The organism is Arthrobacter sp. TMN-50, from assembly GCF_054511125.1.
Genome location: NZ_JBTNDG010000030.1, coordinates 1 through 4,422 on the forward strand (window position 1 = coordinate 1; position 4,422 = coordinate 4,422).

Consider the following 4,422-nt stretch of genomic DNA (forward strand, 5'->3'; position numbering starts at 1 on the left):
CGCCCTCGATTACCAGTACCCCAACGATGTCCATTACAGTTACCAGCAGCCACACCAGGCAGCGTAAGAGAAAACACTAACTCCGCTGTCCGAAAATCACGCAGCAGCCCAAAGATCGCAAGGGTGCTTCCCCGCGAAGGCCGAAGATCGGCGCGGAGCTGGTGGTGCGCCTCGGTTACCCGAGTTCCTTTCGAAGGGGTTGATCTGGATGTCGAGGCGAGCATCGGGGTGGTGCTCTCCGGCGTCCATGGGACGGACGCCGGCATGCTGCTGCAGCGGGCGGACGTTGCCATGTACGTGGCCAAAGCCCAGAATATCGGCGTGTTTGTTTACGACCCGCCCCAGGATGGTCACTCCCCAGCCAAGCTGGCCCTGCTCGGGGACTTGCGCCGGGCGCTGGACCGCGGCGAGTTCGTCCTGCACTACCAGCCCAAGGTCAACATCAGCACGGGCGACCTGGTCGGCACCGAAGCGTTGGTCCGCTGGCAGCACCCCGAACGTGGGCTGCTCTATCCTGACTCCTTCATTCCACTTGCCGAACACACCGGTTTGATTCGACCACTGACCGGGTATGTCCTTGATGAAGCCCTGCGGCAAGCTGGACGCTGGCGAGACTCGGGGGATCCCTTGTCTATCTCGGTGAACATCTCAGCGCGGAGCCTGATGGATGAGGGTCTGCCCGATGAGGTAGCCAACCTCCTGCTGATTCATGACGTGGCTCCAGAGTTGCTGGAGTTGGAGGTTACGGAGAGCGCTATCATGGTGGATCCGATACAGGCCCGGCGCTTGCTTGAACGTCTATCAGCGCTCGGGGTTCGTCTTTCTATTGACGACTTCGGAGTTGGATACACGAGTCTGGGTCAACTGAAGTCGCTGCCTGTGTCTGTACTGAAGATTGACAAGTCCTTCGTGTTGACGATGACCGAGGATCGTTCAAATGCGCTAATCGTCCACAGCATTATCGAGCTGGGACACAATCTGGGGTTCGGGCTGGTCGCTGAAGGCGTCGAAACGGCCGAAGCCCTGCAGTCGTTGGGTAAGTATGGCTGCGACGTCGCCCAGGGTTATTACATCGCCCGACCCGGCCCCATAGAGGCGTTCGATGCATGGCGCGAGAGTCGTGCCGGGGTCGCAACTCCGGCGGTGTGACGGGACCCGGCCGCCCACAGCTAGAAAAATCTCTAAGATTGCACTACACCTTCCGTTCCTTCGCATGGTGGAGGATCCGTCGATGCGGCAGCACCAAGACTTGGCTGAAGTGAACCTTGAGTCTGTGTTCTAGGTGACGTAGTGGGTCATCCGTGGGGTCTATTGTGGTGTTTATTCGGTCCGGCTGGATCTGAGACGGAGTAGCGGATTGTTTAACGGACATGTAGTTGTCCGTTACCTAGACGGGAGCACCAGTTAATGACTGACAGCAGCGTGGAGACCATGGGCAGTGACGGTGAGTTCGCCGGTCTGAGAGCCGTCTTTCTCAATTGCACCTTGAAGCGTAGCCCGGAATTGAGCCACACTTCAGGGCTGGTCAAGTTGAGCGCTGATCTGATGAGGGCGAAGGGTGTCCATGTCGATATTGTGCGACCAGTTGATCTCCCGGTGGCGACGGGCGTGTACCCGGATATGAGGGAGCACGGCTGGGAGGAGGACGCCTGGCCCTCAATGTTCGAGAAGATTGATCAGGCAGACATTCTGGTGCTGGCTGGACCGATCTGGCTTGGGGACAACAGCTCAGTGATGAAGCAGATCATTGAACGCCTCTACGCGATGTCAGGGATGACGAACTCCCGAGGGCAGTACGTCTATTACGGGAAGGTAGGTGGCGCACTGCTGACGGGGAACGAGGACGGCGTCAAGCACTGCGCGATGAACATCCTTTATAGCCTTCAACACATTGGGATAACCATTCCTCCGGCGGCGGATGCGGGTTGGATCGGAGAAGCAGGACCCGGTCCAAGTTATCTGGACGAAGGCTCTGGAGGCCCGGAGAATGATTTCACCAACCGCAACACCGCCTTCATGACTTGGAACCTGCTTCATGTGGCGCGCATCCTGAAGGCTGCGGGAGGAATCCCTGCCCAGGGCAACCTACCTGAGGCTTGGAAGAAAGGCGACAGGTTCGGCTTGGAAGCGAATCCCGAATATCGGTAGCGTCAAAATCCGCCAAGGCATTACAGACACAGCAATTCTACGCAGTTAGATGAGCGAGGCTAGGTCTGATCCGATCGATGGATAGGTGGCTGTGGTTGATTTTAACTGGCGGGTGGTGAGGCCGTGTTTCATGGCCAGGCTGATGGTGTTGGCTAGTTCGGCGTAGCCAGTGCCGAAGAGATGTGCGCCGACGATCTGATCCGTTGATTTGTCGATCAGAATTTTCGACGCGCCGCTGGTTTCTCCTGTGCGGTAGTTCGTGTACCAGCGGCTGGTATCAGTATGGCGGACGTCGACGTCCAGGCCACTGTCCTCAGCCTCCCGTTCGAGCACGCCGAGGCGCACTAGTTCAGGAATTGTGAAGACCGTCGTTGGTATGGCGGTGTAGTCGGGGGCGGTGGCGCCCGATTTGAGCATGTTTGATGCTGCCACTTTGGCCTCGAACACTGCCACCGGGGTTAGCGGCATGCCCGGGGTATCAGCGGAATCACCGGCTGCGTAGATGGCGGGATTGGTGGTGCTTTGAAGATTGTCGGCGACCTGTATTCCTTTAGGTCCGTAAGCAATGTTGGCTGCTTCGAGGTTCAGTCGGGATAGGTCTGGGATCCGGCCCGCGCCGTGGACTACAAGGTCGGCTTCAATTGTCGACGTCTCACCAGCCTGAGTCAGGTGTAGGCGGAATCCGTTGCCTGACTTGACAACACCGGCGACGCTTGTCCCGCGCTGGACAATGACGCCTGACTCTGTGCCGCGCGCGATCAGGAGGTCAACGAGGTCTGGGTCGAAGTTCTTTAGGGGGCGGGCCCCGCGATCAAGGATAAGGGTGGAGCTTCCGGCTCGGGCGGCGATATGGGCGAATTCGAAGGAGATGAAACCTCCGCCGACGAAAACGATTCGGGGTGGCAGCTTCTGGAGGTTGAGGAAGTCGGTGCTATCGATGAGATGCTCGGCTCCAGGGAAGTCCGGTGGTCGGGGTGTTGCTCCGGTGGCGACGAGGATTTTCGGTGCTTGGTATGATGCCCCGGCGATGTCGACGGTTGTTGGACTGGTGAAGGTCGCCGTCCCGTGGAGGGTCTGCACCCCGTGTGAACGCAGGTCTTCTTCCATGGTGGTGGGGATCGGTTCGGTGAATCCGTGTTTGTGTTCCATCAGTTCCTGCCAGTTGATGGACATGGTGCCCGGGTTCACGCCTTTACCGCTCATGAGCCGAGCAGCCTCCATCACTTCGGCGCCACGCCTGAGGATCTTCTTCGGATCGCACCCGCGTAAGGCGCAGGTTCCGCCGTAGGGTAGCGAGTCCACGATCGCAACACTCCACCCATTCGACGCGCATTTGGTCGCGGCAGCGATTCCAGCCATCCCTGCACCGATAACCAGAAGGTCGACATCGGTAGTCATCTCATACCTCTTTCTTGTCCGAAAATGGAGTCGTAACCAGGGCAGCTCCAGCGGGCGCCAGTGCTGCCCTGAGCTGGTCGAGGGTCGGAGCCCCGGCTGGCCCCTCCGGGGTGAGGTATCGGCGGCACGCCAAACCGACTGGGGCGCCAGGACCCGCAAAAGGGTCGTTGTCATCGATCAGGATGCTAGGGGAACCGTGAAAGCCAGTTCGTTCGGCTTCCTCAGCGGTGTCGATTATTTGTCGACTGAGGACGATGTCGGGATGGTCCTTGGCTAAAGCGATGAGTCGTTCGTAGGCGAGGGTCCAGTTGGGGCAACCCTCGAAATACTGCAGGGTAATATTCATCTTCTGACTGTAAACCTTATAGTCGACTACAGGGTCAAGTGTTAGATTAGGGGATGCGTATTGGGGAAATTGGCGCGCTTGCGGGCGTCGATAGTCAGACCATCCGGTTCTATGAGCGTGAAGGTCTTCTGTCGGATCCTCTGCGGACGTCCAACGGCTACCGTAGTTACAACCCTGCGATAGTGGGCCGGCTGCGGTTCATTCGATCGGCCCAGGCGGCAGGTCTGACGTTGGCCGAAATTTCCAGCACGCTGCGCCTCCGTGACGCTGGTGAGGCCCCATGTGCCCATGTTTCGGCACTCCTGGAACGAAGGCTGGTCGATGTCCGGGTTCGCCAACGCGAACTCGCCGTCTTATCGGCGGAGCTTGAGGAGCTGATCGATTCGAGTCAGGCCCTTGACCCCGCTGATTGCTCCGATACGGAGATTTGCCACATCATCACACCGTCGAAGAACAGGTAGACCCTGCCGCGAACGGACGGCAGGGCCTACCTGGGTTTATGGGGTGGTTAGAGACTTGGTGCGGCTGGG

5 protein-coding genes are annotated in these 4,422 nt (G+C 58.8%); 3 read left to right on the top strand and 2 right to left on the bottom strand.

The genetic code is table 11. The features are described 5' to 3' along the window. Nucleotides 1–123: 123 nt before the first annotated feature. Entirely contained in the window at nucleotides 124–1,149 is a 1,026-nt protein-coding gene (locus tag ACX80A_RS15120; protein ID WP_459260586.1) for a putative bifunctional diguanylate cyclase/phosphodiesterase, read from the top strand. 282 nt (nucleotides 1,150–1,431) lie between these two features. Then, the gene (locus ACX80A_RS15125) at nucleotides 1,432–2,148 is read left to right on the top strand and encodes a flavodoxin family protein (RefSeq protein ID WP_459260587.1); all 717 of its coding nucleotides are present in this window, start codon (nucleotides 1,432–1,434) and stop codon (nucleotides 2,146–2,148) included. 45 nt (nucleotides 2,149–2,193) lie between these two features. On the opposite strand, the gene ACX80A_RS15130 is transcribed toward ACX80A_RS15125, so the two are convergent. Both ACX80A_RS15130 and ACX80A_RS15135 read right to left on the bottom strand, forming a co-directional pair. Continuing rightward, nucleotides 2,194–3,546 (bottom strand): dihydrolipoyl dehydrogenase family protein, encoded by a 1,353-nt coding sequence (locus ACX80A_RS15130; protein WP_459260588.1) that lies wholly within the window; start codon nucleotides 3,544–3,546, stop codon nucleotides 2,194–2,196. Between the two features lies 1 nt (nucleotide 3,547). Then, nucleotides 3,548–3,892: a thioredoxin family protein gene (locus ACX80A_RS15135; protein WP_459260589.1), complete on the bottom strand. Its 345-nt coding sequence runs from the start codon at nucleotides 3,890–3,892 to the stop codon at nucleotides 3,548–3,550. A gap of 53 nt (nucleotides 3,893–3,945) precedes the next feature. On the opposite strand from ACX80A_RS15135, the gene ACX80A_RS15140 reads away from it, so the two are divergent. Continuing rightward, nucleotides 3,946–4,353 carry a heavy metal-responsive transcriptional regulator gene (locus ACX80A_RS15140; RefSeq protein WP_459260590.1) on the top strand — a complete coding sequence of 136 codons (408 nt, stop codon included), beginning with the start codon at nucleotides 3,946–3,948 and terminating at the stop codon, nucleotides 4,351–4,353. Nucleotides 4,354–4,422: the final 69 nt, after the last annotated feature.

What these genes read in the sequence shown, in the direction of transcription:
- ACX80A_RS15135 (WP_459260589.1), bottom strand. Translation starts at nt 3,892, where the DNA reads ATGAATATTACCCTGCAGTATTTCGAGGGTTGCCCCAACTGGACCCTC.
- ACX80A_RS15125 (WP_459260587.1), top strand. Translation starts at nt 1,432, where the DNA reads ATGGGCAGTGACGGTGAGTTCGCCGGTCTGAGAGCCGTCTTTCTCAAT.
- ACX80A_RS15130 (WP_459260588.1), bottom strand. Translation starts at nt 3,546, where the DNA reads ATGACTACCGATGTCGACCTTCTGGTTATCGGTGCAGGGATGGCTGGA.
- ACX80A_RS15140 (WP_459260590.1), top strand. Translation starts at nt 3,946, where the DNA reads ATGCGTATTGGGGAAATTGGCGCGCTTGCGGGCGTCGATAGTCAGACC.